This is a genomic window from Pseudomonas sp. 18175 (assembly GCF_050432925.1).
In the GTDB taxonomy this organism is placed as follows: domain Bacteria; phylum Pseudomonadota; class Gammaproteobacteria; order Pseudomonadales; family Pseudomonadaceae; genus Aquipseudomonas.
Map to the genome: position 1 here is coordinate 116,974 of NZ_JBKFTO010000003.1, position 23,447 is coordinate 140,420.

General features: G+C 60.9%; 29 protein-coding genes. 13 read left to right on the top strand and 16 right to left on the bottom strand.

Going from position 1 to position 23,447, the window contains the following annotated elements:
- Positions 1 to 894: a hypothetical protein gene (locus ACLD1Y_RS05510; RefSeq protein WP_429476163.1), complete on the top strand. Its 894-nt coding sequence runs from the start codon at positions 1 to 3 to the stop codon at positions 892 to 894.
- Between the two features lie 43 nt (positions 895 to 937).
- Here the strand turns inward: ACLD1Y_RS05510 and ACLD1Y_RS05515 are convergent, their stop codons facing one another.
- From ACLD1Y_RS05515 to ccmA, 10 genes are all read right to left on the bottom strand, one after another.
- Complete coding sequence (locus ACLD1Y_RS05515; protein WP_429476165.1) at positions 938 to 1,336, bottom strand: hypothetical protein; 399 nt, start codon at positions 1,334 to 1,336, stop codon at positions 938 to 940.
- A 16-nt stretch (positions 1,337 to 1,352) separates the two neighbouring features.
- Positions 1,353 to 2,543, bottom strand: a complete 1,191-nt coding sequence (gene ccmI / locus ACLD1Y_RS05520; protein WP_429476167.1) for a c-type cytochrome biogenesis protein CcmI — start codon at positions 2,541 to 2,543, stop codon at positions 1,353 to 1,355.
- Entirely contained in the window at positions 2,536 to 3,009 is a 474-nt protein-coding gene (locus ACLD1Y_RS05525; protein ID WP_429476169.1) for a cytochrome c-type biogenesis protein, read from the bottom strand. The genes ccmI and ACLD1Y_RS05525 overlap by 8 nt, the downstream gene beginning before the upstream one ends.
- Positions 3,006 to 3,542 carry a DsbE family thiol:disulfide interchange protein gene (locus ACLD1Y_RS05530; protein ID WP_429476171.1) on the bottom strand — a complete coding sequence of 179 codons (537 nt, stop codon included), beginning with the start codon at positions 3,540 to 3,542 and terminating at the stop codon, positions 3,006 to 3,008. Before ACLD1Y_RS05530 ends, ACLD1Y_RS05525 begins: the two co-directional genes overlap by 4 nt.
- On the bottom strand, positions 3,539 to 5,527 hold the full coding sequence (locus ACLD1Y_RS05535) for a heme lyase CcmF/NrfE family subunit (protein ID WP_429476173.1): 1,989 nt from the start codon (positions 5,525 to 5,527) through the stop codon (positions 3,539 to 3,541). The genes ACLD1Y_RS05530 and ACLD1Y_RS05535 overlap by 4 nt, the downstream gene beginning before the upstream one ends.
- A gap of 3 nt (positions 5,528 to 5,530) precedes the next feature.
- Positions 5,531 to 5,986: a cytochrome c maturation protein CcmE gene (ccmE, locus tag ACLD1Y_RS05540; RefSeq protein WP_429476175.1), complete on the bottom strand. Its 456-nt coding sequence runs from the start codon at positions 5,984 to 5,986 to the stop codon at positions 5,531 to 5,533.
- Positions 5,983 to 6,159 carry a heme exporter protein CcmD gene (ccmD, locus tag ACLD1Y_RS05545; protein WP_003172771.1) on the bottom strand — a complete coding sequence of 59 codons (177 nt, stop codon included), beginning with the start codon at positions 6,157 to 6,159 and terminating at the stop codon, positions 5,983 to 5,985. The genes ccmE and ccmD overlap by 4 nt, the downstream gene beginning before the upstream one ends.
- The gene (locus ACLD1Y_RS05550; RefSeq protein WP_429476177.1) at positions 6,156 to 6,911 is read right to left on the bottom strand and encodes a heme ABC transporter permease; all 756 of its coding nucleotides are present in this window, start codon (positions 6,909 to 6,911) and stop codon (positions 6,156 to 6,158) included. Before ACLD1Y_RS05550 ends, ccmD begins: the two co-directional genes overlap by 4 nt.
- Positions 6,912 to 6,997: 86 nt before the next feature.
- Positions 6,998 to 7,666: a heme exporter protein CcmB gene (gene ccmB / locus ACLD1Y_RS05555; protein ID WP_429476179.1), complete on the bottom strand. Its 669-nt coding sequence runs from the start codon at positions 7,664 to 7,666 to the stop codon at positions 6,998 to 7,000.
- Positions 7,663 to 8,298, bottom strand: a complete 636-nt coding sequence (gene ccmA / locus ACLD1Y_RS05560) for a cytochrome c biogenesis heme-transporting ATPase CcmA (RefSeq protein ID WP_429476181.1) — start codon at positions 8,296 to 8,298, stop codon at positions 7,663 to 7,665. Before ccmA ends, ccmB begins: the two co-directional genes overlap by 4 nt.
- Positions 8,299 to 8,498: 200 nt before the next feature.
- On the opposite strand from ccmA, the gene ACLD1Y_RS05565 reads away from it, so the two are divergent.
- Entirely contained in the window at positions 8,499 to 10,076 is a 1,578-nt protein-coding gene (locus ACLD1Y_RS05565; protein ID WP_429476183.1) for a flagellar hook-length control protein FliK, read from the top strand.
- On the top strand, positions 10,073 to 10,402 hold the full coding sequence (locus ACLD1Y_RS05570) for an EscU/YscU/HrcU family type III secretion system export apparatus switch protein (RefSeq protein ID WP_025857891.1): 330 nt from the start codon (positions 10,073 to 10,075) through the stop codon (positions 10,400 to 10,402). Before ACLD1Y_RS05565 ends, ACLD1Y_RS05570 begins: the two co-directional genes overlap by 4 nt.
- A 129-nt stretch (positions 10,403 to 10,531) precedes the next feature.
- Here the strand turns inward: ACLD1Y_RS05570 and ACLD1Y_RS05575 are convergent, their stop codons facing one another.
- Complete coding sequence (locus ACLD1Y_RS05575; RefSeq protein ID WP_429476185.1) at positions 10,532 to 11,758, bottom strand: molybdopterin molybdotransferase MoeA; 1,227 nt, start codon at positions 11,756 to 11,758, stop codon at positions 10,532 to 10,534.
- The gene (moaB, locus tag ACLD1Y_RS05580) at positions 11,742 to 12,281 is read right to left on the bottom strand and encodes a molybdenum cofactor biosynthesis protein B (RefSeq protein WP_056857153.1); all 540 of its coding nucleotides are present in this window, start codon (positions 12,279 to 12,281) and stop codon (positions 11,742 to 11,744) included. The genes ACLD1Y_RS05575 and moaB overlap by 17 nt, the downstream gene beginning before the upstream one ends.
- Before the next feature lie 76 nt (positions 12,282 to 12,357).
- Here moaB and mobA point away from each other — a divergent pair, with 76 nt between their 5' ends.
- Both mobA and ACLD1Y_RS05590 read left to right on the top strand, forming a co-directional pair.
- Positions 12,358 to 12,960: a molybdenum cofactor guanylyltransferase MobA gene (gene mobA, locus ACLD1Y_RS05585; protein WP_429476188.1), complete on the top strand. Its 603-nt coding sequence runs from the start codon at positions 12,358 to 12,360 to the stop codon at positions 12,958 to 12,960.
- 79 nt (positions 12,961 to 13,039) lie between these two features.
- A complete protein-coding gene (locus ACLD1Y_RS05590) occupies positions 13,040 to 13,261 on the top strand; it encodes a YgdI/YgdR family lipoprotein (RefSeq protein WP_016978480.1) in 222 nt (73 codons plus the stop codon).
- A gap of 54 nt (positions 13,262 to 13,315) precedes the next feature.
- On the opposite strand, the gene ACLD1Y_RS05595 is transcribed toward ACLD1Y_RS05590, so the two are convergent.
- From ACLD1Y_RS05595 to ACLD1Y_RS05605, 3 genes are all read right to left on the bottom strand, one after another.
- On the bottom strand, positions 13,316 to 14,206 hold the full coding sequence (locus tag ACLD1Y_RS05595; protein ID WP_429476190.1) for a pseudouridine synthase: 891 nt from the start codon (positions 14,204 to 14,206) through the stop codon (positions 13,316 to 13,318).
- Between the two features lie 43 nt (positions 14,207 to 14,249).
- Entirely contained in the window at positions 14,250 to 14,585 is a 336-nt protein-coding gene (locus ACLD1Y_RS05600; RefSeq protein ID WP_003189932.1) for a hypothetical protein, read from the bottom strand.
- Between the two features lie 74 nt (positions 14,586 to 14,659).
- The gene (locus ACLD1Y_RS05605; RefSeq protein ID WP_429476192.1) at positions 14,660 to 14,896 is read right to left on the bottom strand and encodes a glutaredoxin family protein; all 237 of its coding nucleotides are present in this window, start codon (positions 14,894 to 14,896) and stop codon (positions 14,660 to 14,662) included.
- A 145-nt stretch (positions 14,897 to 15,041) separates the two neighbouring features.
- Here ACLD1Y_RS05605 and ACLD1Y_RS05610 point away from each other — a divergent pair, with 145 nt between their 5' ends.
- Positions 15,042 to 16,766, top strand: coding sequence for a cation:proton antiporter (locus ACLD1Y_RS05610; protein ID WP_429476194.1), 1,725 nt, complete (start codon positions 15,042 to 15,044; stop codon positions 16,764 to 16,766).
- Here ACLD1Y_RS05610 and ACLD1Y_RS05615 read toward each other — a convergent pair.
- Entirely contained in the window at positions 16,753 to 17,961 is a 1,209-nt protein-coding gene (locus ACLD1Y_RS05615) for an ammonium transporter (protein ID WP_429476196.1), read from the bottom strand. The two genes, ACLD1Y_RS05610 and ACLD1Y_RS05615, sit on opposite strands and share 14 nt — an antisense overlap.
- Positions 17,962 to 18,308: 347 nt before the next feature.
- Here ACLD1Y_RS05615 and ACLD1Y_RS05620 point away from each other — a divergent pair, with 347 nt between their 5' ends.
- The 7 genes from ACLD1Y_RS05620 (at position 18,309) to ACLD1Y_RS05650 (ending at position 23,442) form a co-directional block, all read left to right on the top strand.
- On the top strand, positions 18,309 to 18,623 hold the full coding sequence (locus tag ACLD1Y_RS05620) for a DUF883 family protein (protein ID WP_185708820.1): 315 nt from the start codon (positions 18,309 to 18,311) through the stop codon (positions 18,621 to 18,623).
- Positions 18,624 to 18,627: 4 nt separating this feature from the next.
- Positions 18,628 to 19,011, top strand: a complete 384-nt coding sequence (locus ACLD1Y_RS05625) for a phage holin family protein (RefSeq protein ID WP_033901397.1) — start codon at positions 18,628 to 18,630, stop codon at positions 19,009 to 19,011.
- Positions 19,008 to 19,349 carry a hypothetical protein gene (locus ACLD1Y_RS05630; protein ID WP_429476199.1) on the top strand — a complete coding sequence of 114 codons (342 nt, stop codon included), beginning with the start codon at positions 19,008 to 19,010 and terminating at the stop codon, positions 19,347 to 19,349. Before ACLD1Y_RS05625 ends, ACLD1Y_RS05630 begins: the two co-directional genes overlap by 4 nt.
- 95 nt (positions 19,350 to 19,444) lie before the next feature.
- Entirely contained in the window at positions 19,445 to 20,608 is a 1,164-nt protein-coding gene (locus tag ACLD1Y_RS05635) for an EAL domain-containing protein (RefSeq protein ID WP_429476201.1), read from the top strand.
- A 71-nt stretch (positions 20,609 to 20,679) separates the two neighbouring features.
- Positions 20,680 to 22,011 carry a deoxyguanosinetriphosphate triphosphohydrolase gene (locus ACLD1Y_RS05640; RefSeq protein WP_429476203.1) on the top strand — a complete coding sequence of 444 codons (1,332 nt, stop codon included), beginning with the start codon at positions 20,680 to 20,682 and terminating at the stop codon, positions 22,009 to 22,011.
- A 163-nt stretch (positions 22,012 to 22,174) separates the two neighbouring features.
- On the top strand, positions 22,175 to 22,570 hold the full coding sequence (locus tag ACLD1Y_RS05645; RefSeq protein ID WP_429476205.1) for a response regulator: 396 nt from the start codon (positions 22,175 to 22,177) through the stop codon (positions 22,568 to 22,570).
- A gap of 245 nt (positions 22,571 to 22,815) precedes the next feature.
- On the top strand, positions 22,816 to 23,442 hold the full coding sequence (locus ACLD1Y_RS05650) for a response regulator (protein ID WP_429476207.1): 627 nt from the start codon (positions 22,816 to 22,818) through the stop codon (positions 23,440 to 23,442).
- Positions 23,443 to 23,447: the final 5 nt, after the last annotated feature.

A 23,447-nucleotide genomic window follows, 5' to 3' on the forward strand; every position in this document is an offset into this window, starting at 1 on the left:
ATGAATATAAATAACGCCAAAAATACTACCCCCCCCAACAACCCTCTGAACAGCGGGGAGTTATTTTTAATTGACAGAAAAAGAATAGTACCCTTGCCTTGGGAGCAATGGGCAGATGAAATCATTCAAGAGGGATATTCCATCATAACGCTCACGCCCTCACTTCAAATTGATTTCATAGAAATGCAGAAACTGATTGGACAAATTCCTTTTCATGACCGCACTGAATTTAGTTTTGTTGACCGTAGCGATGGCTTTACCCCTATTGGATACTCCCATACAAAAGAACAACAAAACACAGACTTATGCGAGACCTTTAACTATTGGAAAAAACACAAGAACGAACATAAAAACTACCCTTTCAGCAATCACGCCTTTTATTCGCACATAGATAGCTACGAGAGCCAGATATCTATTTATGGCCAAACCTTGATAAATGAGATTTTAAAAAAATTTGACTACCCAACTAAAATCTCAGTACGCGACGACTCCTTCTTGCAGTTTAACTACTATCGCGAGGACCTTCGCAGCAACGGACTGAAATATTTACAGCAGCAACACGAAGATGGCCACCTGCTAACCATCATAAAACCTAACAGTCCTGGCCTAGTATTATATATTGACGATAGAGAGTGTTTGGTAGACGTTGCGCGCGATCAAGCCATTGTCATTCCCGGATCACTTCTGACTCTTCTATCGGAAGGGAAAATCGCTCCGACCTATCACGCAGTGATTAACTTTACCCTTCCGACTCCTCGATGTTCAGTTGTATACAACATTAACGTACTAAGTCCGTCACTGGCAGGCATGATCTCCGGCGCTGATTTAAAAATTTTTGAACATGCCAATGCTCATCACCAGACGTTCGGTTTCCACCCTCTAAAGGAACGTTAAAATCGTGAAAAGTGACAAAAGGCGACCCGAAGGTCGCCTTTTGTCATTGCGCGTACTTTTTACTGAGCCCCGGCGGCACGCCCTGCACATTGGTTTCTTCCCACGGCCCGTTGGGGCTGATGGAGCGGCTCCAGCCGTTGCTCCAGCGGTAATACGTGCGCTGGCGGTAGAAGGTGTCGGGCTGGTCTTCCAGCACATAGACCTTCATGTTGCCGTCCCAATGGCTCGCGGCACCCGGTGGTGGGGCGAAGGTGGGCGAAGACGTCGGCACGGGTTTTTTCGGCGGAGCGATAACCGGGCCGGTGGGTTTGGTGCTCGGCTGGGTCGCCGGGCCCGACGGTGGTATGGTCGGGCCGGTTGGCGCCGGAGGTGGCCGGTGGACCGCACAAGCACTCAAACCCACTATCAGGCTGAGCAAGGTGATACGTGCGAATGCGGTCATGGGCGTTTCCTCGAAATTACTTATCCGGACTGTCGATGGTCAGCTGCTGCAAGGCAGTGGTGGTGCTGGCCAAGGGTTGGCTGCGGCCGATCCACTCGCCAGCGGTCGGAAGACCGGCCCGGGATATGCGCGCAACCAGTTGGACTTCGGGGAAGTTCGACAGTTTCAACTGCGGCATCATCGCGTCGGCATCGCCAAGTGTGACGGTTACCGGCAAATCGGCGACGGTGACGCGCTTGGCCGCCAGAGGCGCCGGCGGGCCGGAGACGGCGCGGGCAAAGATAAATACGCTGTCGCCCGGCTGGGATTTGGCCTTCACGTCCGCCGACAAATCCACGCGCACTTTCAGACCTGCCTTAGGCGCTTGAGCAACCGTGCCACCGCTCTCCTTGAGCTTGTCGGCGGCACGGTCGATACCGCCTTGCAACGCTGCGCGGGAACCATCTTCCGGCGGCAGTTGGGCCAGCAGGCGATTCCAGTAGTCGATCGCTTCCTGATAACGCTGGCCTTCAAACGCGGCGATACCCAGCAGGCCGAGGCTGGTGACTTCCTTCGGGTCCAGCTTCAAGGCTTCGTCGGTCAGGGCTTGGACCTTGGGTGACCACTGTTTGTTATCGGCAAAGTATTGCGCCTGGGCCCACTGGCCGAGCAGTTCCGGCTGGCGACCGGCCAGGGCCACGGTGCGTTCGAACACGTTGGCCGCATCAGCGGAACGGTCCTGGGCCATGTAGGCGCGCCCCAGGAAGTACAAACCTTCGGCCGAGTCCGGCTGGGCAGCGGCGGCGCGCTCCAGGCGGTGGGTCATGTCTTCCATGGACACTGGCGGCCGGGAGAACTCACGGGTCAGTTCAACCTTGTCGCTGGCGCCAAAATGCAGGTACAGCACCACGCCCAATACCGGCACCAGAAGCGCAGCGATCAACGGCAGCGGCTTGCCCAGGCGCGACTCACGAGGCTTTTCCACGCCTTCGGTGTCGGCCAGCAATTCACGGGCGGCTTCGGCGCGGCCTGCGTCGAGTTGGGCGGCGTCGAGCACGCCTTCGTCTTGCTGCATTTGCAACTCGGCGACACGTTCCTGGTACAGCGCCACGTTCAACGCGGTGCGGTCCTCTTCACGCTGGGCGCGGCGGTCGCGCAGTACGGGGATCAACAGGAAACTCAGGGCAATCAGAAGCAGCAAGCCGGCTGCGAGCCAGAAATCAATCATCAGTCTTGGTGTCCAGCAATTGGTCGAGGCGTTTGCGCTCTTCAGGGGACAGCGCGTCGGAACCATCAGTCGGTGCGCCACGGCGGCGGCGCACGATCACGGCCATCACCACTACACCGGTCAACAACAGGCCAGCGGGGCCAAACCACAGCAGTGCAGTCTTGCCGGTGAGGGCCGGTTTGTAGCGCACGAAGTCACCGTAGCGGTCGACCATGAAGTCGATGATCTGCTGGTTGTCCTTGCCCTCCCCCAGCATGCGGAAGATCTCTTTGCGAAGGTCGGCGGCAATGGGCGCGTTGGAGTCGGCGATGTCCTGGTTCTGGCACTTGGGGCAGCGCAGTTCCTTGGTCAGGTCGCGGAAACGGTCGCGCTCGGCGTCGCTGGCAAATTCGTAGGTGTCGATGGCGGCGTGGGCGATGCCCACCAAGCCGAGCGCCAGGACAGCAGCAGCTAGCAGGCGCTTCATGGCTTGGCCTCATCGACCAGGGCCTGGTACTTGGCGGCCAATTGCTCGCGCCATACCACTTCGTCGATCACGCCGACGTACTTGTCGCGGATCACACCCTTGGCGTCGATAAAGAAGGTTTCCGGGGCGCCGTATACGCCGAGGTTCAGGCCCAGGTTGCCGTCTTCATCGCGGATGTCCAACTGGTAGGGGTTGTGGAACTCCGCCAGCCACTTCAGCGCGGCGGTGTTGTCATCCTTGTAGTTGATGCCGTAGATCACCACGCCTTTTTCGGCCAGCTTGTTGAGCACCGGGTGCTCAACGCGGCAGGAGATGCACCAAGTGCCCCACACGTTGACCAGCGCCGGTTTGCCCAGCAGGTCCGCCTGGGTCAGGGTCTTGTCGCCCTGCACGGTGGGCAGGCTAAAGGCCGGGAACTGTTTGCCGATCATCGCCGAGGGCAACTCAGCCGGGTCCAGGTACAAACCGCGATAGAGGAACACCGCCACCACCAGGAACGCCGCCAGCGGCAACACCATCAACCAACGCTTCATACCGCCGCTCCTTGCATGCCGAGGGCTTCACGCACCCGGCTCTTGACCTTGACCCGGTAGCGCCGATCCAGCGCCGCCAGCAAACCACCAAAGCCGGTGAGCAAACCGCCAAACCAGATCCAGCGTACAAACGGCTTCACATGCACCCGTACCGCCCAAGCGCCGTCGCCCAACGGTTCACCCAGCGCCACATAGAGGTCGCGGGTGAAACCGGCGTCGATACCGGCTTCGGTCATCATCGAACTCTGCACGGTGTACAGGCGTTTTTCCGGGTGCAGCACGGCCACTTCCTTGCCGTTGCGCACCACGCGCACGGTGCCTTTGTCGGAGGTGAAGTTCGGGCCTTCGAAGTGCTTGGCGCCTTCGAAGATGAAGTGGTAACCGGCCAGGTCCATGGACTCGCCCGGCGCCAGGCGCAGGTCGCGCTCGGCGCTGTTCTGGCTGGACAACACCACGCCCAGGGCGCACACGGCGATGCCGATATGGGCGATCTGCATGCCCCAGTAGCTGCGGGTCAAGGTTGGCAGGCCTTTGAGCAAACCTTTGTGACGGGTTTTGTCGGCGATATCGCGCACACCGGCCAACAACACCCAGGCCGCCAGCAGGAAGGTGGCCAACACCGCCCAGTTGAAGTCGCCGTAGGCGACACCGGCGATCACCGCCAAGGCAACACTGCCCAGCAGCACCGGCATCAGCATGCCCACCAGCCATTTCACCGGGGTGTCTTTCCAGCGCACCAGCACGCCGACCGCCATCACCACCATCAACAGGCCCATCAACGGGATAAACAACGCGTTGAAGTACGGCGGCCCAACGGACAACTTGGCGCCGCTCAGCGCATCCAACACCAACGGGTAGAGCGTGCCCAGCAGGATCATCGACGCGGCCACCACCAGCACCAGGTTATTGCCCAGCAGCAGGGTTTCCCGTGACCACAGGTTGAACCCGACCTGGCTCTTGACCACCGGTGCGCGCAACGCGAACAACGTCAGGGAACCGCCCACCACAAACAGCAGGAAAATCAGGATGAACACACCGCGCGCCGGGTCAGATGCAAACGCATGCACCGAGGTCAGCACACCCGAACGCACGAGGAAGGTGCCCAGCAGGCTGAGGGAAAACGCTGCGATGGCCAGCAGCACGGTCCAGCTCTTGAACACACCGCGCTTTTCGGTGACAGCCAGGGAGTGAATCAGCGCGGTGCCCACCAGCCACGGCATGAACGAGGCGTTTTCCACCGGGTCCCAGAACCACCAGCCGCCCCAGCCGAGTTCGTAATAGGCCCACCAGGAACCCAGGGTGATACCGATGCCGAGAAAGGCCCAGGCGACGATGGTCCAGGGCCGCGACCAACGTGCCCACGCGGCATCCAAACGCCCGCCCAGCAAGGCAGCAATAGCGAAGGCGAAGGCCACGGAGAAACCCACGTAACCCATGTAGAGCATCGGCGGGTGCACAATCAAACCGATGTCTTGCAGCAACGGGTTGAGGTCATGTCCGTTCTGCGGGATCTGCGGCAGGATGCGGCTGAACGGGTTGGAGGTCATGATCAAAAACAGCAGGAAGCCGATGCTGATCATGCCCATCACCGCCAGCACCCGCGCCAGCATCACTTGCGGCAGTTGGCGCGAAAACACCGACACGGCGAAGGTCCAGCCGCCGAGGATCAACGCCCACAACAGCAGCGAGCCTTCATGGGCGCCCCACACGGCGCTGAACTTGTAGTACCAGGGCAAGGCAGAATTGGAGTTATTGGCCACATACGCAACGGAAAAGTCGTCAGTCATAAAGGCGTAGGTCAGGCAACCGAAGGCAAACAGCAGGAACGCGAATTGGCCCCAGGCAGCGGGCTGCGCCAGGCTCATCCACAGGCGGTCGCCACGCCACGCGCCGAGCAACGGCACCACGGCTTGCACCACGGCAAAACACAGGGCGAGGATCATCGCCAATTGGCCCAGCTCGGGAATAAACAGTGCGGACGTCATCACTTAGCCCTCCTTGGCGGGGGTGGGTGCGGACTGGCCGCTGTCTTTCAGGGCCTTGGTGACTTCCGGCGGCATGTATTTTTCATCGTGCTTGGCCAGCACTTCATCGGCCACCACTACGCCGTCGGCATTGAGTTTGCCCAGGGCGACGATGCCCTGGCCTTCGCGGAACAGGTCCGGGAGGATGCCGCGGTACGTGATGGTCACGGATTTGCTGAAATCGGTGACCACGAAGGTCACGTCGAGGGAGTCGGAAGAGCGTTTGAGCGAGCCCTTCTCCACCATGCCACCGGCGCGAATGCGCGTGTCCAGCGGGGCTTCGCCATTGGCGATCTGGGTGGGGGTGTAGAACAGGTTGATGTTCTGCTGCAACGCGCTCAAGGCCAGGGCCACGGCAATGCCGACGCCGGCCAGAATGGCAAGGATGATCAACAGACGCTTTCTACGCAGCGGATTCACTTTTCGGTCTCCCGGCGCAGACGACGCGCCTCTTGTTGCAGGTAACGCTTGCGGGCCAGGATCGGCGCGGCAACGTTGAGGGCCAGCACCGCCAGGCAGATGCCATAGGCCGTCCAGACGTACAGGCCGTGATGGCCCATGGCGAGAAAATCACTGAACGAAGCAAAACTCATGCGCGCGCCCCCAGGCTGCCTTGGACTTCGGCCTTGACCCAACTGGCGCGGGCTTCACGCTTGAGCACTTCAAGGCGCATGCGCATCAGCAGCACGGCGCCGAAGAAGCAGTAGAACCCCAGCACCATCAGTAAGAGCGGCGCCCACATTTCCACGGGCATCGCCGGTTTTTCGGTAAGGGTGAACGTGGCGCCCTGGTGCAGGGTGTTCCACCACTGCACCGAGTACTTGATGATCGGGATGTTGATCACGCCGACAATCGCCAGCACTGCGCAGGCCTTGGCGGCGCTGTCACGATTACTGATGGCGTTGCCCAAGGCAATGAGACCGAAGTACAGGAACAACAGGATCAACATGGACGTTAGTCGCGCATCCCACACCCACCACGAGCCCCAGGTCGGCTTGCCCCAAATGGCGCCGGTGACCAGCGCCACGGCGGTCATCCACGCGCCGATGGGCGCCGCGCATTGCAGGGCCACGTCCGCCAGTTTCATCTTCCACACCAGGCCGACGATGCCGCACACGGCCAGCATCACGTAGCAGGACTGAGCCAGCATCGCGGCGGGCACGTGGATATAGATGATGCGAAAGCTGTTGCCTTGCTGGTAGTCCGGCGGCGCGAAGGCCAGGCCCCAGACCAGGCCGATGCCGATCAGCAACACGGCGGCGATGCTCAACCACGGCAGCAGCTTGCCACTGATGCCGTAGAACCATTTGGGCGAGCCGAGCTTGTGAAACCAGGTCCAGTTCATTGCTGTTTCCATCACGGTTGCTGCTTGGCGATGCAAGCAGCGTAGGGTCTTTACTGGCTAAGCGCGTAACGCTTGGCCAGACCTCATTATTCGCCGACGCTGATCTTCAGGCCGGCCGCTATAGCAAAAGGTGTCAGGGTTACCGCCAGGGCGGTCAGGCTACCAAGCCACAAGAGGTAACCGGTGGCCGGCATGCCCATGAGCGCGGCCTGCAACGCACCGCTGCCCAGGATCAACACCGGGATATACAAGGGCAGAATCAGCAGGGCCAGCAACAGGCCACCGCGCTTCAAACCCACCGTCAGCGCCGCCCCCACTGCACCCAATAAACTGAGGGTTGGCGTGCCGAGCAACAGGGATACCAGCAGCACCGGCAGGCACTCGGTGGGCAAACCCAGCATCATCGCCAACAGCGGCGAGAGCAAGACTAGCGCCAGTCCGGAAAAAGCCCAGTGTGCCAGTACCTTGGCCAGCACCAGTAGTGGCAGAGGGTGCGACGAAAGGACCCACTGTTCGAGGGAACCGTCTTCGAAATCACTGCGAAACAGCCCGTCCAGCGAGAGCAACACCGATAACAGTGCGGCGACCCACACCAGTCCCGGAGACAAGGTTTGCAACAGTTTAGTCTCGGGGCCAACGGCCAGCGGGAACAGCGCAATGACGATGGCAAAAAACACCAGCGGGTTGGCCAACTCCGCCGGGCGACGGCACAACAACCGCGCTTCGCGGGCCACCAACAGGGCGAACACACTCATGCTGACCACCGCCCCAGATCCAGGTCACGGTAACCGGCGGGCATACGGTTCAGGGTGTGGTGGGTGGTGAGGACCACCAGGCCACCCTTCTCGCAATGCTGGGCCAAGTGTTCTTCCAACTGGACGACGCCTTGTTTATCGAGGGCGGTGAAGGGTTCGTCGAGAATCCACAACGGCGGGCCCGGCAAGTACAAACGGGCCAACGCCACGCGGCGCTGCTGGCCGGCGGACAAGGTGTGGCAGGGTACATCTTCATAACCCTTGAGACCCACGACGGCCAGGGCCTGCCAGATGGCTTCACGGGACGCCGGGTGATGCAGGGCGCTGAGCCAGCTGAGGTTTTCTTCGGCGGTGAGCACGTCCTTGATACCCGCGGCGTGGCCGATCCACACCAGGTTGCGGGCCAGCTCCGTGCGTTGCTCGCTGAGGGGCTTGCCGTTGAGTCGCACCCCACCGGCCGTCGGCTGCATCAACCCGGCCAGCAGCCGCAGCAAACTGGTCTTGCCGCTGCCGTTGGGCCCGCTGACCTGCACCATGTCGCCGCCCGTCAGCCGCAGTTCGAGGTGTTCGAACAGCAGGCGCAGGTCGCGTTCACAGGAGAGCGCTACGGCTTCAAGAAGAGGGCTGGTCAAAAGATCGCGGGCCTTTACGGTTCAAGTCGGCGGTGCAGCGGCCGTTAAAGAGAAATGCACAATAACGGCTTTGGCGACCGGTTTTAGAGAGCTGGATCAAATAGTTGTGTAGTTTTTAACGCTCTCTTTGCAGACGGGCCGCATTATACATGCGATGCCCTACTCTAAAGAGGGCAATTTCCTTCAAGACGGCGCGCACGATGACCGGTGAGATCAACCTTCCTACGCTTGCACCTGCCCAGGCCACCGGGCCTGCCTCGCTGTCTGCCAGCGGTGAATTGCTGAAACTGTTGGAGCCGCAAATCGGCCTGATCGCGCCCGGGAAAACCGCGAACGCCGAAGTGATCGCCCTGAAACAAGGCGGTGAAGCCTTTCAGCTATTGCTCAAGTTGACCCTGGACGGCGGCCGTCAAACGCTGGTGCAAGCCAGCAGCGCACAACCGTTGCCGTTGGGCAGCAACGTGGCTGTAAGCCAGACGCCTGCGGGCAACCTGACCCTCACCCTGCAACAAGCCTTGAGCGCCAATGTGGCCGCCCTCACCCGCATCGATACCCACCAGATGCCCGTGGGCACGCTGTTGCAGGCCAAGGTGCTGACCACCCAGATGCTGCCCCAAGGCACGGGGCAACCGGCGATCTATCGCTCATTGGTCACCGTACTCAACAACGCCCTGGCTGGCGCGACGTTGACGCTGGAGAGTCCGCAGCCGTTGCGGGTTGGAAGCCTGCTCAGCGCCGTGGTGCAGGACGCGCAAAGCCTGAATTTTGTGCCGCTGAGCGGGCTCAAGGATCAGTTGGCGGTTACCCAGCAACTGTCCACCCAGCAAAGCCGCCAGGGCTCGCTGGACGCGGTTTTCACTGCCCTTCAAAACCTGCCGCGCAACGAAAGCACCTCCGCCGAACTGCGCAGCGCCGCCGACCGTTTACTGGCTGCCCTGCCCGATTTGGCCCAAGTCAGTAACCCCAAGGTGCTGGCGCAGGTTGTGCAAAATAGCGGAGCCTTTCTTGAAGCCAAGTTGCTCGCCGGGCAGAACCCTGGGGTTCCACCGCTGGACATGAAAGGCGCCCTATTGCGCCTGGTGGCCGACTTGCTGCCCACCCTGCCCGCCAGCACCAACCTGAATGCGATCCTGGCCGCCAACACCCTGGCCCAGGTGCTACCCAACTTTGTGCGCAGCCCGCTGAACACCCTCGGCCAGGTCAGCGCCCGCCAGGCACCGGCCGGTTTCCCGCTGCCCGAACGGCTGATGGCCAAACTGGAAGGCGAAGGCGACCTGGAAAACCTGCTGCGCCTGGCCGCTGGCGCTATCTCGCGCCTGCAAAGCCATCAGCTGTCGAGCCTGGAACAGACCGGCACCACCGCCGACGGCCGCCTGCAAACCACCTGGCAGCTGGAAATCCCCCTGCGCACCTTGCAGGACATCGTGCCGCTGCAGGTCAAGTTCCAGCGCGAAGAGCCGGCGCCCGATAAAGACCAGCCCGAACGCAAAGACAGGAAAGACCCCAAGCAAATGCTCTGGCGTGTCGAATTGGCTTTCGACATGGAGCCCCTGGGGCCATTGCAGGTCCAGGCGCAACTGAGCCAGGGCAAGTTGTCGAGCCAGTTATGGGCGACACGGGCGTTTACTGCGAGCTTGATCGAAAGCCACCTAGGCAACCTGCGTGAGCGCCTGGTGACCTCGGGCATCAACGTCGGCGACCTCGATTGCCACCTCGGCACCCCGCCACGCGGGCCGAAGACCGGACTGGAGCAACGCTGGGTGGATGAAACCGCATGAAGAACCCCACACCGCCGCGCCAGGCAATTGCCCTCAAGTACGATGGCCAACAAGCACCCACGTTAACGGCCAAGGGCGACGACGCGTTGGCCGAAGCGATCCTGAAATTGGCGCGGGAAAATGAAGTGCCGATCTATGAGAATGCCGAGCTGGTGAAGCTGCTGGCGCGCATGGAACTGGGGGACAGTATTCCCGAAGAGTTGTACCGCACGGTAGCGGAGATCATCGCGTTTGCCTGGACGTTGAAGGGCAAGTTCCCGGTGGGGTATGACCCGGATGCGGGGCCGGTGGAGCGGGACGTGACGGAACGTGGGGACGACTACTGAGTAGCCACAGGCATACAGAGATCCAAATGTGGGAGGGGGCTTGCTCCCGATTGCAGTGGGTCAGTAATGAAAATGTTGACTGGTGCACTGCTATCGGGAGCAAGCCCCCTCCCACATTTGAATCGATGTTTAGTTCAAGACCTCGCTGAGGGGGATGAAGTTGACGGTATCCCCCGTTGTCAACGTCGTCCCCTCCAACACCTCCACAAACCCTTCCGCCCATGCCGCGCTGCGCAGCACGCCGGAGCTTTGGTTGCGGTAGATGATCGCCTTGCCCTGTTCGATACGCCCGCGCAGGTACTCGCGGCGGTTGCCCGGTTTTGGCCACTCGAAGCCCACCGGCACTTCGAAGCGCAGCGGCTCGACATCCGCCACGCCTTGGCGGCGCAACAGGTAGGGCCGCGCCAACAGTGCAAAGGTCACCAGCGTCGAGGCCGGGTTACCCGGCAGGCCAATCACCGGCACACCACGAAAATGCCCAAAGGTCAGCGGCTTGCCAGGTTTGATCGCCAGTTTCCACAGCGCCAGCTCGCCCTCTTCGCGCAGGGCGATGCCGAGGAAGTCCGCTTCGCCCACCGACACACCGCCGGTGGATAGAATCAAGTCGACGCTGCCCAAATCCCCCAGGCGTGTGCGGGTCTGTTCCAGGTCATCAGGCAGGATGCCAGCATCCATCACTTCACAGCCCATGCGTTCAAGCCACGAACACAGCACGCGGCGGTTGCTGTTGTAGATCTGGCCAGGGCCCAGCGGCAGGCCGGGTTCGATCAACTCGTCACCGGTGGACAGCACCGCCACACGCGGGCGACGCACCACGGCCAGCCGGTCGTGACCGAGGGACGCGGCAAGGCCGAGTTCAATCGGGCCCAGGCGCGTGCCGGCGGTTAATACCAACTCGCCGATAGTGGTTTCCTGCCCTTGGGGGCGGATGTTCTGCTGAATGTGCAACGGCTCGGTAAAGCTCACACGCTCGTCGGCGTGGACCACGGCGTTTTCCTGCATCTCTACGCAGTCGGCACCTTCGGGGACTGGCGCGCCGGTGAAGATGCGCGCACAGGTACCGGCGGCCAGGGGCTGTGGCGCCTGCCCGGCGAAGATGCGCTGGCTGACCAGCAGCGGCTCGCCGGTCCAGTCCGCGACGCGCAGGGCGTAACCGTCCATGGCGCTGTTGGGCCACGGCGGCAAATCGAGCGTGGAGACCAGGTCCTGGGCCAATACGCGGCCATCGCAATCAGCCAGTGGCAACGTTTGCTGCTCGCGGATCGGCGCGGCTGCGGCCATGTCCAGCAGTTGCTGCAAGGCCTGCTCTACCGGCATCAAGGCGCCGGTCTTGCCCGGCTTACCCACGGGATTCACAGGGTTCGGCCTGCTTCAAGTGCGGCACGAAGTTGCACGGGCGATGGCGGTTGTCCAGTTGCTCGGCGAGGATGCCGTCCCAACCGGTGCGCACGGCATTGGTGGAGCCCGGCAGGCAGCACACCAAGGTGCCATTGGCCAACCCGGCCAGGGCGCGCGATTGCACAGTGGAGGTGCCGATATCGGCCACGGAGATCTGGCGGAACAGTTCGCCAAAACCGTCGACCTGCTTGTCCAGCAGGCAGCTCACGGCTTCGGGGGTGCTGTCGCGGCCGGTAAAGCCGGTACCGCCGGTGATCAGCACCACTTGCACCACGTCTTCGGCGATCCAATGGGCGACCTGGGCGCGGATTTTGTAGAGGTCGTCCTTGAGCAATACGCGCTCGGCCAGGTTGTGGCCAGCGGCGGTTAGACGGTCGACGAAGACCTGGCCCGAGGTGTCGGTGTCCAGGGTGCGGGTGTCGCTGACGGTCAATACAGCGATATTCAGGGGTACGAAGGGCGCATCAGCCTTGGCTTTCATGGCACGGTCCGGTTGTCGAAGAAACAGGCCGGTGTTATATCACAGGGCCCCATTTGCCTGCCGCTGCGGAACTGCCATGTCCTTCGATTCTTCGCCCCTGCCCTGTTCCATTTTGCTGCTGGCCGGTGGCCGTGGCCAACGCATGGGCGGCCAGGACAAGGGCCTGCTGGATTGGCGGGGCGAGCCGCTGATCGCCCATTTGCAACGCCTGGCCCGGCCGCTGACCGATGACCTGATCATCTCGTGCAACCGCAACCATGAGCGCTATGCAGCGTATGCCGACCAACTGGTGAGCGACGACAGCCCGGACTTTCCCGGCCCCCTCGCCGGTATCCGCGCAGGCCTCGGCGCTGCGCAGCATGGGCATCTACTGATATTGCCGTGCGATGTGCCCACTATCGATGCCGGACTGCTGGCCGAGCTGCGTGAGACGGCGCAGCGCAACCCGCTGCTGCCAGTGATGGTGCGTCATGGTGAGTTCTGGGAGCCGCTGATCTGCATCCTCCCCACGGCCCTGCGCGACGCGGTGGACAGTGCCTGGCACGCCGGTGAACGCAGCCCGCGCAAGGTTTTCCTGCAACTGGGCGGCGTGGGCCTGGAGTGCCCGGGGGATGATCCACGCCTGGCCAACCTGAATACACCCGAGCTGTTGCTCCCGAGGCCGGGCGTGTCAGAATGAACCTCGCAGCCGGAACTTTGTCGACGCCTCGCGCGTCACAAGGTCAGCATTTCAAAAGAATTCTCTCGGAGACAACACCATGACTCAACGGACCATCGCCGCTCTCATGCTTGCACTGGGCCTCGCTACCCTCGCCGGTTGCGCCTCGCCAACAGTGATCACCCTGAATGACGGTCGCGAAATCCAGGCCGTCGACACCCCTAAATTCGATAAGGATTCGGGCTTCTACGAGTTCGAACAACTGGACGGCAAGCAGACCCGTATCAACAAGGATCAGGTCCGCACCGTTAAAGACTTGTAAATCTTAGCGTATGCCAACAAGGCCCGCCTCGCGCGGGCCTTGTCGTTTCCGGGGTTACCAATCGAGGGTGATCTGGCTGCGGAACTGGCGCTCTTGGCCACTGACCGGGTCGATAAAACGTACGCCCTGGGCCAGCAGTTTGAGCGGGTTGGCGTAGTCGTCCATGGCATCCTTGATCACGTCCGGGTAAAACGGGTCGTTACAGATACTCGCCCCCAGCGCAGTCATATGCACACGCAGCTGGTGCTTCTTGCCGGTCACGGGGAACAGGCCGTAGCGCCATAGCTCGCCATTTTTCTCGCGAACCTCCACGGCCGTTTCGGTGTTGCTGGCGCCAGGCCCTTCCTGCATGCGAAAGAACGGCTCGCCATCCACCAGGCGGCTTTTATGCACCATGGGAAACGTAAGGTTGGGTAAGGCTGGAGCGATGGCTTCGTAGAATTTGTCGATCTTGCGCGTGGGAAACAACTGCTGATAGGCCGAACGACTTGCCGGGTTGGCCGAGAACAACACCAGCCCCGCCGTGTGCCGGTCGATGCGGTGCAGGGGCACCAGCGCGGGGTTGTCCAGGCGGCGAATCAGGCGGCGCAACAGGGTTTGCTCGACGTATTCACCGGCCGGCGTTACGGGCAAAAAGTGGGGCTTGTCGGCGACTACCAGATGCTCGTCGGCGTACAGGATGGTTTCCTGCACCGGGATCACCTTTTCGTTCGGCACTTCGCGAAAGTAGTAGATGCACAGGCCTTCCTTGTAGGCCAGGCCGACGCTGATAGGGCTACCGTTGATGTCCAGCACCCGGCCACGGCCGATGCGGTCCAGCCAGTGTTCACGGCTGATCGCAGGGAAGTGCTCGCACAGGCAGTCCAGCACCGTGGCCCAAGGCCCGGGTGGCAGGTACAAGGTGCTGGCCTGGTGCTCGGACGGGATAAAAATCGAAGTGGACATGGGTAAAGCCTGGAGAAAACCGGCGGGCATTATCCCGCATGGCTCAGGCCTTGGCCAATTGCGCCCGCAACACCGGCGAGGCACTGGCAGCCTCGGTGAATTCCTTGAGCCAGCGCAGAACGTCCACCGCTTCCCAGCGGCCCGGGTCGTACAAGGCGTACAACAAGCCTTGGTAACCCACCACATCCAACTGCTTGTGATAACCCGCGCGCTGGAACAACGCCTCGATCTCGGCAAAGCAGGTGTTGAAATGCACTTTGTTAAACGGCGTCTTGCCTTCCGTGACCAGGCCGTCGAGGCGCAGCTCGTTCACCGCGTCGCGCACGACATCGGCAGACATGCGATTGACGCTGCTTTTCAGTTGTTCAACATTCACCACGGGCGTTCCCTCTATTCAATCGCTGTACAAACATACAGTAACGTAATATTTGGAAACCCGCCATCGCGTAAACGTCAGAGAAGGAAGGACACCACCTGCCCGGTATCAAATGGCCAATCCAGTTCCGCACCGGTATCGACCCGGCGAAGCACCGGAATCCTTAGGCCGTAGGTCTCGAACAGGGCTTCGGAGTCGGCGATATCCACCAGCTCGACCATCAGCCCGTGTTCGACGAGCGGCATGATTTCTTCTTCGGCGAGTTCACACAAATGGCAGCCCAGCGTGGTAAACAACTGGCATTCAGACGGCATGACAACGTGACCTGATCGGAAGTAGGCCATCATTCTATGCTCACACCTCAACGCCCAACAGCCCATAAACCCTGATCCAGGTCACCATGGCCTATAACTGATTCAGCGATCCTCGCCGCTTTTTGCCCGCCCCTTTGCAATGGAGATGCGCGTGTTTGCCAATCTGCTGATCATCCTGGCCTCATCCCTGGTCGTGATTGCGCTGTTTCGGCGCCTGCAATTGCCGCCTGTGCTGGGCTACCTGTGCGTGGGCCTGGCCGTGGGCCCCACCGCGCTGGACTGGGTGAACGACAGCGAAGAACTGCCCGACCTGGCAGAGTTGGGGGTGGTGTTCCTGCTGTTCTCCCTGGGCCTGGAATTTTCCCTGACCAAGATGCTCGCCCTGCGCCGCGTAGTGTTTGGCCTGGGCAGTTTGCAGGTGTTGGGCTGCGGGGCGCTGCTGGGGTTTCTGTTGATGGTCCTCGGTGTGGCACCCGGCATCGCCCTGTTGCTGGGGGCCGGGCTGGCGTTGTCCTCTACGGCGATCGTCAGCAAGGAGCTGACCAGCCTTGGGGAGATTTTCAGCAGCCATGGCCAGAACGCGATTGGCGTACTGCTGTTCCAGGATGTGGTGGCGGTATTGCTGCTGACCCTGGTGCCAGTATTTGCCGGCACCGGCGAGCAGGCCTGGTATTGGGCACTGCCGCTGACCTTGGGCAAGACCGTGGTGCTGTTTGTCGGCCTGCTGTTGGCCAGCCGCTGGTTGTTGCCGCGCTTGTTCCGTGAGGTGGCTGCCTCCCACTCGGCGGAGTTGTTTGTGCTGCTGGCGCTGGTGATCGTGTTGCTCACCGCGTGGCTCACGCACTTGCTGGGCCTGTCCCCCGCCCTCGGCGCCTTCCTGGCCGGCATGCTGTTGGGAGAAAGCCATTATCGGCATCAGATCGAGGCCGATATCCGCCCCTTTCGCGACATTCTGCTGGGGCTGTTTTTCGTCAGTATCGGCATGCTGATCGACCTGCAATTGTTCGTCAGCCACAGCCTGTTGATCCTCGGCCTGACCCTCACCTTGATGCTGGTCAAAGGCTGCGTGGTGGCCGCGCTGGTCAAGTGGCGCGGTAGCGACAGCGAAACCGCCTGGCGCAGCGGCCTCGCCCTGGCCCAGGGCGGCGAGTTCTGTTTCGCGTTGATGGCGCAGATGCAACAAAGCCGGCTGATTCCGGATGAGTTTAATGGCTTGCTGCTGGCTGCCACCTTCTGTTCGATGCTGCTCACCCCCCTGCTGTTGCGCGCCGCGCCGGGCATTGCCCTGCGCCTGCACCGTAAACCCAACCAGCAGGTGCAACTGGAGGAAATCACCGCACTCAACGCCGAGTTGCGCGGGCATGCGGTGATCTGCGGTTATGGCCGCGTAGGCCAGTCCATCGGGCGCTTTTTGCGGCGTGAACAACAGGCTTTTATCGCCCTGGACGATGACCCGGAACGGGTGCAGGAAGCCGCCAGCGAAGACAGCAGCGTGCATTACGGCGATTGCCGGCGGGGGGCGCTGCTCAGTGCCGTGGGCTTGGAGCGGGCCCGGTTGGTGGTGATTGCCGTGGACGACACCGACGTGGCGCTGGTGGTGCTGAAGGAGGCGCGGCGGATCAACCCCGTAGTGCCGATCCTGGTACGCACCCGCGATGACAGCCAATTGGCTGAACTAAAAGCCGCGGGCGCCAGCGAGGTGGTGCCCGAACTCTTGGAGTCGAGCCTGATGCTCGCCTCCCACGCCTTGGTCCTGCTGGGCCTGCCGGACCAACAGGTGCAGGCGCGGGTCGATGAAGTGCGGCAGAACCGCTATCGCCTGCTGCACGGCTTTTATCAACCGGCCGAACCGCCGATCAATCCTGACTGACCGCACCGATCTTATGGATCGACAGGTCCGCGCCGTAGTATTCCTCTTCCTGGCTCAGGCGCAGCCCGTGCACGCGCTTGATCGCGCCGTACACCAGCAAGCCACCGCCCAGCGCCACCACCACGCCAAGGGCGGTGCCGATCAACTGGCTGATCAGGCTGACGCCACCCAGGCCGCCCAGCGCGGTCTGGCCGAAGATACCGCAGGCGATACCGCCCCACACGCCGCACAGCCCGTGCAGTGGCCATACGCCGAGCACGTCATCGATCTTCCAGCGGTCTTGAGCCGCAATAAAGCACCACACAAACAGGCCGCCCGCCACCACACCGGTAACCAGCGCGCCCACCGGGTGCATCAGGTCGGAACCGGCACAGATCGCCACCAGCCCGGCCAACGGGCCGTTGTGCAGGAAGCCTGGGTCATTGCGGCCGATGATCAAGGCTGCGACGGTACCGCCGACCATCGCCATCAGCGAGTTGACGGCCACCAGGCCGCTTACGCCATCGAGGGTTTGCGCGCTCATCACGTTAAAGCCGAACCAGCCCACGATCAAAATCCACGAGCCCAGCGCCAGAAACGGAATGCTCGACGGTGCAAAGGCCACCAGGCGCCCTTCACGGTAGCGCCCATTGCGTGGCCCCAACAGCAACACCGCCGCCAACGCCAGCCAGCCGCCCATGGCGTGCACCACCACGGAACCGGCAAAATCATGGAAGCTGGCGCCAAAGGTCGCCAGTAACCAGGCTTGCAGGCCAAAATTGCCGTTCCACACCATGCCTTCGAAGAACGGGTAGATAAACGCCACGATCAGCGCGGTGGCGCACAACTGCGGAACAAAACGTGCACGCTCGGCGATGCCACCGGAGATGATCGCCGGAATCGCCGCTGCAAAGGTCAGCAGGAAGAAGAACTTCACCAGGCCATATCCGTGGTCGGCACTGATCACCGCCGCCGGTTGCATGAAGGTCACGCCATAGGAGATCCAATAGCCTATAAAGAAATAGGCCAATGTGGAGATGGCAAAGTCGCTGAGGATCTTCGACAAGGCGTTGACCTGGTTCTTCTGGCGCACCGTACCGACTTCCAGGAACGCGAAGCCGGCGTGCATGGCCAGGACCATGACCGCGCCAATCAGGATAAACAGGGTGTTGGAACTATGGACGAGGGTGTCCACCGCACTTTGCAGGTTTTCCATGGAGGTTGGCAGGCCTGTAATAAAGGCAAAAAGCACCAAAGCGGTTCAAGCCAGGGTTGCGCGCACTAAATTGGCACTCTCGGCTCCGCCCCTCTTCAGAGGGCGTGAACCGCTTTAGCGCAGCGATCAACTCCACAAGCCGTTGCCGACAGGGTTTTTCCGCGAGTTTCAGTTATTTAGGGTAAGGTTTTTGAAGGCTTCCTGCCCCACCGCCCGGATTCAGCGCAAGCCCCGAGGCATGCGCACCAAGGCAAAGCAAAAGCTGTACCAGACAATTGCACTGAACCTTCACCGATACCGGTGACTCGAAAACACATGTACAGATTCAGCCAATCACGGAGATAACCATGGCCAGAAGAACTGCAAAGACTGCTCAAGAAATACTGCTGGCGGATTTTCAAACCCTGGTCAGTGACACTGAAAAGTTGCTGGACGACACCAAGGTGCTGGCCGGCGACCAAGCCGATGAACTGCGCACCAAGATTCACGACAGCCTGCTCAAGGCCCGTGAAACCCTGCAACTGACCGAAGACTCCCTACGCGAACGCGGCCAGGCGGCGGTCACCGCCACCGAAGATTACGTGCAGGCCAACCCTTGGCAGTCGGTGGGTATTGCCGCCGGCGTCGGCTTTCTGATCGGCCTGCTGGCCACAAGGCGCTAACCCTATGTCTATCGGCGAAACCGGCTCGTCTACGGGCACAACCTCAAGGCGTCTGGGCGCGGCCGTACTGGGCTTGCTGCACAGCCACGTCGAACTGTTTGGCATCGAATTGCAGGAGCAAAAAGCCCGCACGGTCAGCCTGCTGTTGTTTGCAGGCTTGGCGTTGGTGTTCGCCCTGTTGTTGCTGGTGGGCTTGTCGACCCTGGTGATGATCCTGGTGTGGGACACCGGCTACCGCTTGACCGGCATCATCTGCCTCTGCGTGTTCTACACCCTGGCCGCAGCGTTCTGCGGGGTGCGTTTGAAAGCGGCGGTGTTCGACGAGTCCACGCCGTTCCACGCCACCCTCGAAGAGTTGGCCAATGACCGGGAGCGCCTGTTGCCATGAGCCTGACTGAATTGCCACACAACACTTCACGGCGGGAAATGCGCAAGGCGTTGATTCGCCTGCGCATGGAAATGCACCGCCAGGAGATCCGTCACGAATCCCAGCAATTGCTGGTGCCGTTGACCAAGGTGCGCAACCTGGGCCAGAACTGGCAGGACAGCCTGGGCATCAAGCACGCGCCGCTGTGGGGCGTGGCCGCCGTGACGCTGATGGGCTTCTTTACCGGCAAGGGCGCCAAGGGCGGCAGTATCAGCAGCCTCACCCGCCTGGTACGGCTCGGCGCGGGCCTGATCCCGCTGATCAAATTGGCCATGCAAGGCTCTTCGCGCAAAAGTTGAGCCTGGCTGGCTGCATTCTTGCTAACAGAATCGGCCCGGTCTTCGTTTTGAAGGACCGGGCCTTTTTTTCGCCAGCTCTCTTTTAAGGAGGCCCCGTGATCGACGGGCAACCGCTCGCCTGCTTCCAGCCGTTTATCGACACTGCCACCGGCCGCATCGCTGGCGTCGAGGCCCTGGGCCGTCTACGCCAAGCCGACGGGCGCCTGCAGTCGGTGGGCCCGCTGTTCGCCGACCCTCGCACGCCAGGCGTGTCCTTGCGCCGCCTCGACCGGCAGATTCGCGACAACGCCCTGAGCCGCCTGCACGAAGCGCCCGAAGACTGGTTCCTGAGCCTGAACATCTCACCGCGCTGGATCAACCGCCTGCGCCCCGGCCAGGCACTGCCGAGCCTCAAGCAGATCCACAGCCATGGGGTCGACCCACGGCGCATCGTGTTCGAGATTACTGAACTGGGCGGCGATATCCGGCGCCTGGCTGACGTGGTGGCACGTTATCGCGAAGCCGGGGCGCGGATCGCCATCGATGATTTTGGCGCCGGCTATTCCCAGCTTGATCGCGTGCTGGCCTTGCAGCCGGATATTCTCAAGCTGGACATGCGCCTGTTCCAGGAAGCCGCCCGTGGTGGGCCGAGCAGTGAGGTGGTGCGGGCCCTCGCACAAATGGCCGAGAAGACTGGCTGCTGGATTATCGCCGAAGGTGTGGAAACCGAAGCCCAGTTGAGCTTTGCCCTGGAGTGCGGCTCGCGTTATGTGCAGGGCTACTTGTTTGCCCAAGCGCAGTTGGATTGGTTCGCCGACGACGCCTTCGTGCCACGCTTTGCCCAACTGCGTAAAACCTATGTACAGCAAAAACTGGCGGAACGCGGGCGCATCATGCAGTTGCGCCAGCAATTGGCCGAACTGATGAGAATTCTGCAAACCTGGGCTCAGACCCAGGCTCCCCTGAGCCAATTACCCCAACTGCCAGCCTTCCCATGGCTGCTGCGGTTTTACCAGTGCGACCGCCATGGCACCCAACTGACCCCAAACTTCGAATGGCGCCAGGACGCCTGGCAGGCCGACAGCCGCTACCTGGGGCATAACTGGTCGTGGCGCCCGTATTTTTATCACCTGCTGGCCGAAGGCTGGGAGGAGCGGCGCCTGACCTTGTCCTCGACCTACCGCGATGCCACGACCAACCAGTACTGCCTCACGGCCGGACAATTCTTCGATAACGGTCAGCGCTTGCTGTTAATCGATATCGACGCGGCCGGGCTGTAGATTTTCGCTTGCCCAGGCCGCGCCGAACCGGGAAGCTGGGGGGGTCATTCACCGCACGGAGAGTACCCGCCTTGGATTGGCCCACCCTGCTTACCCGCGAACGTCTTGGAAAGCCCCTGCACAGCCCGGAAGAACTGGGCCGCAGCCCGTTTCACAAAGACCATGACCGCATTATCTTCTCCGGCGCGTTCCGCCGCCTGGGCCGCAAGACCCAGGTGCACCCGGTGTCCAGCAACGACCATATCCATACCCGCCTGACCCACTCGCTGGAAGTCAGCTGTGTGGGGCGCTCCCTGGGCATGCGCGTGGGCGAAACCCTGCGTAACGCCCTGCCCGACTGGTGCGACCCGAGCGACCTGGGCATGGTGGTGCAATCGGCCTGCCTGGCCCATGACATCGGCAACCCGCCCTTCGGACACTCCGGCGAAGACGCCATCCGCCATTGGTTCCAACAAGCGGCAGGACGTGGCTGGCTGGACGACATGAGCAGCGCCGAGCGCAATGACTTCCTCAATTTCGAAGGTAACGCCCAAGGCTTCCGGGTGCTGACCCAGCTGGAATACCACCAGTTCGACGGCGGCACGCGGCTGACCTACGCCACCCTTGGGACTTACCTGAAATACCCCTGGACCGCTCGCCACGCCGATTCTCTGGGCTACAAGAAACACAAGTTCGGCTGCTACCAGAGCGAGCTGCCGATTCTTGAGCAAATCGCCCACAAGCTGGGCCTGCCTCAACTTGAGGAACAACGCTGGGCCCGTCACCCCTTGGTGTATCTGATGGAGGCGGCGGACGACATCTGTTACGCCTTGATCGACCTGGAGGACGGCCTGGAAATGGAGTTGCTGGAGTACGCCGAAGTCGAATCGCTGCTGCTCGACCTAGTGGGCGATGACCTGCCCCAGACCTATCGGCAACTGGGCTCCCAGGATTCACGCCGGCGCAAATTGGCAATCCTGCGCGGCAAAGCCATCGAACACCTGACCAACGCTGCGGCCAGGGCTTTCGTCGAGCAGCAAGACGCTTTGTTGGCCGGTACCCTGCCGGGCGATCTGGTGGAACATATGCACGGCCCGGCCAAGCGTTGCGTGCTGGACGCCAAGGACATGGCCCGCAAGAAGATCTTCCAGGACAAGCGCAAGACCCTGCATGAAATCGGCGCCTACACCACCCTGGAAATCCTCTTGAACGCCTTCTGCGGGGCGGCTCTGGAACAGCATGGCGGGCGTACGCCGTCGTTCAAGAACCGGCGCATTCTGGATTTGCTGGGCAACAACGCCCCCAACCCGGCCTGGCCGTTACACGCCTCATTCCTGCGTATGATCGACTTTATCGCCGGCATGACCGACAGCTATGCCACCGAGATGGCGCGTGAAATGACTGGGCGTTCCAGCCCTCAATAAACAGAGCGATCAAGCTGCCTGTTCCCTGAAAGGAATCTACCTACGAATGGAACAGAGCGGCCTGATCGAGTTCGCACAAATACCCAATGAATAATCGCGCACGCCCCGGGCGAGGCATTCCTACGCGCCCCCCCTTCGACGCTTGACTCATCGTGTGCCCTCAATGCCCAGTTACCCTCTTCGTATCCTATTGGTGGAGGATCATCCCTTTCAGCTCCTGGCCACCCAGTGCCTGCTCAGAAGTTTCGGGTTCGAACGGCTGACCCCAGCCGAAAACGCCGAGCAGGCGATCCATTTGATGAGCCAGGCCTTGAGCCCCTTCGACCTGCTGCTGTGCGACCAGTGCCTGCCTGACCTGCCAGGGCTCGAACTGATTGAAATTGCCAGTCGCCGACGCTTTACCACTGCCGCCATTCTGCTAAGCGGACTGCCCACACAGGAACTCGCCAACTTGATCTCCCAAGCCCTGCATCGCGGCTTACCCATGCTTGGCTACTTATCAAAGCCGTTAAATAAAGAAGAACTTGCACGTCTGGTTCGCCCGTTACTAACACTATAAATGTAGGACTTTAAACATTTAAACCCGACGAAACATGCACATGTGATGTGAGCCAAATCCCTGACACCATTTTTTAGTGCATACACAGCCTCATCACGTGATAAAGCCTTAGCAGCCGGTAGGCTTTTACCTTTTTTAGGGTAGGAATTTTCCTGTTTTATATCTACTCCCCCTTACGCTCATGCTCCCCCCACCGCTTCTGAGCTAATGTGCCCGCTTTATTTGCACTTGCATGGAATAGGATCATGAACTCAGTTTTTATTATCGATGACCATCCGGTTATAAGGCTCGCCATCCGAATGTTATTGGAGCACGAAGGTTATAAAGTGGTGGGCGAAACCGATAACGGATGCGACGCCATTCAAATGGTTCGCGAATGTCTTCCAGACCTCATTATTCTCGATATCAGTATTCCGAAACTGGATGGACTGGAAGTGCTTTGTCGGTTCAACGCGATGAACACCCCCATGAAGACGCTGATACTCACGGCACAGTCCCCAACCCTTTTCGCCACACGCTGCATGCGCTCGGGCGCCGATGGCTACGTGTGCAAAGAGGGCGACCTGAGCGAATTGCTGAGTGCCATTCGTGCCGTATTGTCCGGGTACAACTACTTCCCCAGCCAAGCCTTGAGCAGCAACGGTGTCGACGGTGCGGACGCACAGGAACTTGAACTGTTCAAGACCGTCAACGACCGGGAACTCATGGTATTGCAACTTTTTGCACAAGGCCGCACCAATAAGGAAATTGCAAAAGGCATGTTTCTGAGCAACAAGACCGTGAGCACTTATAAAAAGAGGCTGATGCAAAAACTTGAAGCCAAGTCCTTGGTAGAACTTATCGAGATGGCAAAACGAAACGCGCTAGTGTGAGAAAA

Bases quoted from the DNA above. Each gene is read 5' to 3' on its own strand.
- ACLD1Y_RS05510 (WP_429476163.1), top strand. From the start codon at position 1: ATGAATATAAATAACGCCAAAAATACTACCCCCCCCAACAACCCTCTG.
- ACLD1Y_RS05515 (WP_429476165.1), bottom strand. From the start codon at position 1,336: ATGACCGCATTCGCACGTATCACCTTGCTCAGCCTGATAGTGGGTTTG.
- ccmI (WP_429476167.1), bottom strand. From the start codon at position 2,543: ATGATTGATTTCTGGCTCGCAGCCGGCTTGCTGCTTCTGATTGCCCTG.
- ACLD1Y_RS05525 (WP_429476169.1), bottom strand. From the start codon at position 3,009: ATGAAGCGCCTGCTAGCTGCTGCTGTCCTGGCGCTCGGCTTGGTGGGC.
- ACLD1Y_RS05530 (WP_429476171.1), bottom strand. From the start codon at position 3,542: ATGAAGCGTTGGTTGATGGTGTTGCCGCTGGCGGCGTTCCTGGTGGTG.
- ACLD1Y_RS05535 (WP_429476173.1), bottom strand. From the start codon at position 5,527: ATGACGTCCGCACTGTTTATTCCCGAGCTGGGCCAATTGGCGATGATC.
- ccmD (WP_003172771.1), bottom strand. From the start codon at position 6,159: ATGAGTTTTGCTTCGTTCAGTGATTTTCTCGCCATGGGCCATCACGGC.
- ACLD1Y_RS05550 (WP_429476177.1), bottom strand. From the start codon at position 6,911: ATGAACTGGACCTGGTTTCACAAGCTCGGCTCGCCCAAATGGTTCTAC.
- ccmB (WP_429476179.1), bottom strand. From the start codon at position 7,666: ATGAGTGTGTTCGCCCTGTTGGTGGCCCGCGAAGCGCGGTTGTTGTGC.
- ACLD1Y_RS05565 (WP_429476183.1), top strand. From the start codon at position 8,499: ATGACCGGTGAGATCAACCTTCCTACGCTTGCACCTGCCCAGGCCACC.
- ACLD1Y_RS05570 (WP_025857891.1), top strand. From the start codon at position 10,073: ATGAAGAACCCCACACCGCCGCGCCAGGCAATTGCCCTCAAGTACGAT.
- moaB (WP_056857153.1), bottom strand. From the start codon at position 12,281: ATGAAAGCCAAGGCTGATGCGCCCTTCGTACCCCTGAATATCGCTGTA.
- mobA (WP_429476188.1), top strand. From the start codon at position 12,358: ATGTCCTTCGATTCTTCGCCCCTGCCCTGTTCCATTTTGCTGCTGGCC.
- ACLD1Y_RS05590 (WP_016978480.1), top strand. From the start codon at position 13,040: ATGACTCAACGGACCATCGCCGCTCTCATGCTTGCACTGGGCCTCGCT.
- ACLD1Y_RS05595 (WP_429476190.1), bottom strand. From the start codon at position 14,206: ATGTCCACTTCGATTTTTATCCCGTCCGAGCACCAGGCCAGCACCTTG.
- ACLD1Y_RS05605 (WP_429476192.1), bottom strand. From the start codon at position 14,896: ATGCCGTCTGAATGCCAGTTGTTTACCACGCTGGGCTGCCATTTGTGT.
- ACLD1Y_RS05610 (WP_429476194.1), top strand. From the start codon at position 15,042: ATGCGCGTGTTTGCCAATCTGCTGATCATCCTGGCCTCATCCCTGGTC.
- ACLD1Y_RS05615 (WP_429476196.1), bottom strand. From the start codon at position 17,961: ATGGAAAACCTGCAAAGTGCGGTGGACACCCTCGTCCATAGTTCCAAC.
- ACLD1Y_RS05620 (WP_185708820.1), top strand. From the start codon at position 18,309: ATGGCCAGAAGAACTGCAAAGACTGCTCAAGAAATACTGCTGGCGGAT.
- ACLD1Y_RS05625 (WP_033901397.1), top strand. From the start codon at position 18,628: ATGTCTATCGGCGAAACCGGCTCGTCTACGGGCACAACCTCAAGGCGT.
- ACLD1Y_RS05630 (WP_429476199.1), top strand. From the start codon at position 19,008: ATGAGCCTGACTGAATTGCCACACAACACTTCACGGCGGGAAATGCGC.
- ACLD1Y_RS05645 (WP_429476205.1), top strand. From the start codon at position 22,175: ATGCCCAGTTACCCTCTTCGTATCCTATTGGTGGAGGATCATCCCTTT.
- ACLD1Y_RS05650 (WP_429476207.1), top strand. From the start codon at position 22,816: ATGAACTCAGTTTTTATTATCGATGACCATCCGGTTATAAGGCTCGCC.